At 49.1% G+C, this 220-nt stretch carries 1 protein-coding gene; it reads left to right on the top strand.

The genetic code is table 11. The features are described from left to right. Positions 1-220 (top strand): polyprenyl synthetase family protein (locus FDX22_RS00595; protein WP_186805268.1); only part of this gene is annotated, 220 nt, incomplete at both ends.

Genomic DNA, 220 nt, shown 5'->3' with positions numbered 1-220 from the left:
CGGCGATTTTATCTATACCCGCGCCTTTCAGATGATGACCAGCCTCGGTTCGCTGAAAGTGCTGGAAGTGATGTCTAAAGCGGTCAACGTTATTGCTGAAGGCGAAGTCCTGCAGTTAATGAACGTCAATGACCCGGATATCACCGAAGAAAACTATATGCGTGTTATCTACAGCAAGACGGCTCGTCTGTTTGAAGCCGCGGCCCAATGTTCAGGTATC

It is taken from the genome of Citrobacter sp. TBCS-14, from assembly GCF_005280805.1.
In the GTDB taxonomy this organism is placed as follows: domain Bacteria; phylum Pseudomonadota; class Gammaproteobacteria; order Enterobacterales; family Enterobacteriaceae; genus Citrobacter; species Citrobacter gillenii.
This window is presented reverse-complemented; position numbering and strand designations above follow the sequence as displayed.